The organism is Kitasatospora sp. MY 5-36, from assembly GCF_001182915.1.
Lineage (GTDB): Bacteria > Actinomycetota > Actinomycetes > Streptomycetales > Streptomycetaceae > Kitasatospora.
The window spans coordinates 1-5,490 of the sequence record NZ_LFVW01000712.1 but is presented as its reverse complement, the minus strand read 5'-3'; the positions used below and the strand labels follow the sequence as shown (position 1 = coordinate 5,490).

The window sequence follows — 5,490 nt, the reverse complement described above, 5'->3', positions numbered from 1 at the left end:
CACCGGCGGCGCGGCGGCCGGGGTGACCGGGGCCGCCTCCACGACGGCCGGCTGCTCCTGCTCCTGCTCGACGGCCTCGTGCGGCCCGTCGTTCCCGGGCTCCCGGAGCTGCCACCCGGTGGCCGGGCGCAGCGCCATGAGTGCCGGCGGCTGCTGCCCGGCGGGGCGCGGTCGGCGCTGGTTCTCGAAGGTCTGGCCCGGCGTGCCCGCGAAGCGGACGATCCGGCCGTCCTCCAGCGTCACCCGGAGTTCCACCCCGGCGAACCGCCCGGTGACCGTGCCCGTCCGCCCGTCCCCCAGCTCGGCCAGGTGCTCCCGCGCGACCATGCGCGCCGCGTGCCCGCCCTCGGCGGCCGTCCACGCGGTGGGCAGTCCCCCGGGCCTCTCGGCTCCCTCGGCCCGCTCGTCCGCGAGGGCGAGCGCGTGGGCGAGGGCCGGCGCGTCGATGCCCGCCGCCTCCAGGTCCTGGAGGCGGGTACGGGTAGCCGGGCGCTCGCCCGTGCCCGGGGTCACCGGGGTGAGCAGCGGCGGCTCCGGCGCGGGTGCGCCGTGCAGTCCGGCGATCAGCTCCTCGGCCTCCTCCAGCCGCGACCGCAGCTGCCGCACGAAGGCGCTCGGGAAGGACGAGACCGGCGGCATCGCCTCCGGGCCGTCCGCCTCGGGGACGAACCGGAGCCGGATGCGGACCGGCCGGCCGCCGGGCTGAGCCGTGGCCGGGAACAGCTCCGCGGCCTGCTCGTCGGCGAGCCGCTGGAGCCCGGCCCGCTCCTCGGCGGTCAGGTCGCCGTGGTCCCGCACCTGGACGACCAGTTCGGTGTCCGGCAGGCCGGCCCCGCCCGGCCGTACGCGGCGGTAGCCGATGGAGTAGTCGACGTCGTCCCGCACCAGGGGACGCTCCCAGACCGGGACCGCCCCGGCCCCGGTCTCCCGACGGGACCGCTGCCAGTCGGTGGGCCGGTGGACGAGGTGCCGCCCGTCCCGGGTGACGCCCTCGATCCACACGTCGTGGGCCACCCCGACCCAGCGCACGGCGCCGTCCGGCAGCACCTCCTCGAACAACCTTTCCTGGTAGGCCCGGTCGACCCGCTCCAGGACGTCCTCGGACACCCAGGACTCGGGGTAGAAGGTCCGGGCCTCCTGGTTCTCGGGGCGGCGCCACCGGGACGGGAACTCGCTCAGCGGCGCGCCCGGCGCGATCCCCGGGTCCAGGAAGTACACCGGCGCCCGGTAGGTGCCGTTGGCCCGCGGCGGCCGGACCGGCCCGAGGTGCAGGCCGTGGTCCGCCGGGTCCACCGCGAGGGCCCCGCGGAGCCGGGCGCGGTGGTGGAAGCCGGTGAGGGTGTGCCGGTCCCCGTAGCGGTTGAGGTCCTCGACCCGGTGGCCGAAGGGCAGCGTGGCGGGCTCGGGCGCGGGGGCCGTCGCGGTGAGCCCGGACTGGTCCTCGGCGGGGCGGAAGGAGATGAACTCCCCCGACCGGATCCGGCCTTCGATGCGCACGCCGTCGTACTCGCCGACCCAGCGCTGCGCGAGGTCTCCGCGCCCGCTGATCCCGCCGGTGCGGCGGGCGTGCAGGTAGGCCTGCCGCGCCGCGTACACCGCGTCCTCGGCCGTCCAGTGCGCGGGGAACATCGTCCGGTACCGGTCCAGCGCCGCTTCGCCCGCGTCGGCGCGGTACGTGCCGTTGGGGTTCTCCGCGCCGACCCGGGGCAGCCTGCGCCGCCCCGACTCCGCCGGCGGGGTCAGGTACCCGCCCGTCCGGTCCGGCCCGTCGAAGAGCGCGGTCCGCAGCGCGTCCTCGCCGAAGGCGACCCGCACCGGGAACTCCCCGGCCGGCACCGGCCGGAGGTCCGTTCCGAAGACCCGGTCGAGGACCGCGCCCAGCTCGTTCAGGTTGTGCGGCCGGAGCGAGACCGCCGGGTTCGCGACGCCCAGCTCCACCGGGTGCCCGGCGTCGTACCAGACCCGGCCGTAGGTGTCGCTCCCGGGCGCGGTCATCAGACCGAACTCCGGGTGGACGGGCCGCGGGCCGGCCCCTTGGCGCCGGTACTCGTCGGCCAGGCCGAGCAGGTGGCCGACCTCGTGGCCGATCACCCTCGGCGGGGAGTCCACGCCCCAGTGCTGGGCGTGCTCCTGGGAGGTGTAGGAGCGCACCTCGACGACGTGGTGGGCGCTGTCCCGGTCGACGAACCGGATCGCGACCTCCAGCAGGCTGCCGTCGGGCAGCCGCAGCCCCTGGCCGAAGACGTCCCGGACGCCCGCCTCGGCGTTGAGCCGCACCCGGTCGAGGCCCCGCTCGGTCTCGGCGCGGCTGCCCACCAGGCCGTCGTCCTCCAGGTGGACCCGCACTGTCAGGACGGTCCTGGTGTCCCCGTCGGAGTCCACCACCCGCCGGACCTCGTACGACTGGATGAACTGGGCCTGCAGCGAGCGCAGGAACCGGCGGACCGGCGGACGCACCTCCGCCGTGGCCAGCACCCGTACCGGCTCGGCCGGTTCGGTCGCGTCGAAGCGCTGCCCCGGCTCGGCCCAGTAGTCGATGATCTGCCGGTTGCGGACCAGCAGCCTGATCCGGACGTCACCGTACGCGCCGGTGACGATCTCGTCCCCGTTGCGTCCCCTCGCCTCGCCGTTCTGCTGCTCGTACACCCACAGGGCCGCGTGGCGGGTCTGCTCCCGGGTCCATTCCGGGGGCAGCCCGGTGCCGCCCTCCCGCCTGGCCTGCTCGCCGAACACGCGCAGCTGGTCCGGGGTGAGCACCGGGGCCCCGTCGAGCGACGGGACGTCGACCGCGCCGGCGCCCGGCGCGTGGGCGGGCGCCACCAGGCCGCGCTGGTCGGCGGCCGGGCGGAAGGCGGTGACCGTCCCGTCCTCGTCCGACCTGCCCTCGATCCGGACGCCCTCGTACACGCCCTGCCAGAAGATCCCGTCCTCGGTCACCTGGAAGGTCTCGTTGCGGACCGCGTCGACGGCCGCCTGCTCGACGGCGTACCGGGCCTCGGCGGCGGTCCAGTGCTCGGGGAACAGCGTGCGCCGGCCCGCGCCGGTCTCCACCAGCAGGGTGCCGTTGGCGTGACGGCGCACCAGCTCCAGCTGTTCGGCCCCCTCCTCGCCGATGGTCGACGGCAGGTGGCCGCCCCGCGTCCCGACGGCCGGGCCGAGTTCGGCCTCCAGGACGCCGTCGGCGAACTCCGTCCGGGGCGACTCGCCGTCCTCGGTGTCGTGCCCGAGGCGGCCCAGCCGGTCGTCCGCGAGCTCGCCGAGTTCGCGCAGGACGCGGACCGACGGCGCCGGGACGACGTGGGTCGTGCCGCCGCCCGCGTACTCCGTGACGGAGATGCCGAAGGCCCGGCCCAGCTGGTGGACCAGCGCGTCCCGGGAGATCTCCAGGTGCCAGTTCCCGGCGTCCTGGGCGACGCTCCGCTCGTGCAGGAGCACCGTCCGGTGCGGATCGCCGGTGGCGTCCACGAACTCCACCCGCACCAGCAGCGGGGTGCCGTCCGGGAGCCTGGTGCGGTTGTCGAACCGCGCGGCGGCGTCCCGGATCCGCGCGCCCAGCGCGGCGACCCTGGCCCGGGCGTCCTCCCCGGTCAGGCCGGAGCCGTCCAGGTGGACGCGCAGGACGAGGACGGTGACGTCCTCGCCGCCCGGTACGAGCGGGCCGCGCCGGAGCTCGAACGGCTGCGCCGCCGGGTCGTCCGGTACGGCCTCGGCCGAGGCGTGGCCCGGCAGCAGCTCCGTCGCCGGGTCCTGCGCCGGCTGCGGGATCGCGCCGGCGGGCGCGGAGGACGAGGACGACGACGAGGAGGAGGACTCGGGGGCGTGGCGCGGGCCGGTCGGGAAGACCAGGCCCTGGCCGGACGGCTCGGGGACGGCCTTGGTGAACTGGGCCGGGACACTCCGGTCCGGCAGGCCGCGGAAGTCCACGATCCGCCCGTTCTCGGTCCGGACCTCGATCGGGACGCCGTTGAAGCGGCCCTTCACGAGCTCGCGCCGCCGGCCGCGCCAGCCGGCGAGCACCTGGAGCGCCGCGTACCTGCCCTCGCCCGGCGTCCAGCCGGACGGCAGTCCCCGCCCGGCGTTCCCCGCGAGCGCCGGGGCGAAGGCCCCGTCGATCATCCACTGCTGCCCCGCCATCTCGGTGACGGTGGCCGGGCGGGTGCCCGTTCCGGGCTCCGCGGGCTCGGTCAGCTCCGGTTCGACGAGCACCCGCTGTCCGTACCCGGCCTGCGCCCTGGCGGTGGCCGTGGCCGGGCCCGCGCTGCCCGCGACCGTCGCGGAGAACCCGGGCGTCAACGCCCCGGCCACACCGGGCAGGAGCACGTCCAGCCCGGCGCCGTCGGGGAGGGAGTCCGCCCCGGCCACCGCGCCCGGAAGGGCGTCCGCCTCCGTGTCGACGAAGTCGAGGGTCAGCAGGACCGGCGGGTCGCCGGCGGCGCGGTGCTGCCGGACGAAGTCGTCGGCGGCCCGCTGGAGCCGCTTGCGGGCGTCCGCGACCGCCGCGGGCGTGGCGCCCGCCGCGACCCGCAGGTGCACCGGTGCCGAGACCTCGATGCCCAGCTGTCCGTCCACGGTCCGGACGCGGCGGCCGCGCAGGCCGGGCCCGGTGGACCCGTCCGCCGCCGGGGGCGCGTACCACTCGGTGAGCGGCTGCCGGGCGGTCGGACGGTGCGTCAGGTGCCGTCCGTCCCGGGTGATCCCCTCGATCCGCACGCCGTCGGCCTCGCCCACCCAGCGCTCGGCGCCGGAGTCCAGCGGCTCGGAGGTGTGCCGGGCCGCGTACGCCCGCTCCACGGCGGACAGGATGCGCGACGGCGTCCACGCCTTCGGGTAGAGGGTGTGGGTCTCCCCGTCCGCGTGCTGGTGCCACCGCGACGGGAACTTCGCCATCGGGGCGCCGGGGGTGACGGCCGCGTCGAGGAACCAGACGTCGGCCCGGTAGGTGCCGTTGTCGTTCTCCGCGAGCACCGAGCCCACCTTGACGCCGTGCGCCGTGGCGGCCGCCCTCTCCGGCTCGGCGTGGACGCCGGTGAGGGTCTGCCGGTCGCCGTACCGGACGAGGTCCTCGACCCGGGTGCCGAAGGCCCCACCGGTCGGGCGCCACGGCATGTACGCCGGGGTGTCCAGCCCGCTCTGGTCGTCGGAGGGACGGAAGGAGACGAACTCCCCCGCCCGGATCCGGCCCTCGATCCGCACCCCGCCGTACTCGCCGACCCAGTGGTGGGAGTGCAGGCCGGTCGCGGTGACCCGGCCGGTGCGCAGGGCGTGCTGGTACGCCTGCTCGGCGGCGTACACCGCGTCGTCCGCCGTCCAGTGCTCGGGGAACACCGTCCGGTTCCGGCGCGGGCCGGGCAGGTCGCCGGCCAGGGCGCCGACCTGCGTGGCCGCCGCGTCGGCGGGCCCGCCGACCACCTTGAACGTCCCGTTGCGCTCCTGCGACCCCGGCACCCGCTCCGGCCGGGGGCGCGTCGACCCCCGCGGCGGCACCAGGTG

Annotated in this window: 1 protein-coding gene; it reads right to left on the bottom strand. The window is 77.0% G+C overall.

All coding sequences use genetic code 11. The features are described from left to right. Window positions 1–5,445 (bottom strand): EndoU domain-containing protein (locus AE652_RS34230; protein ID WP_199823186.1); only part of this gene is annotated, 5,445 nt, incomplete at its 3' end. Window positions 5,446–5,490: the final 45 nt, after the last annotated feature.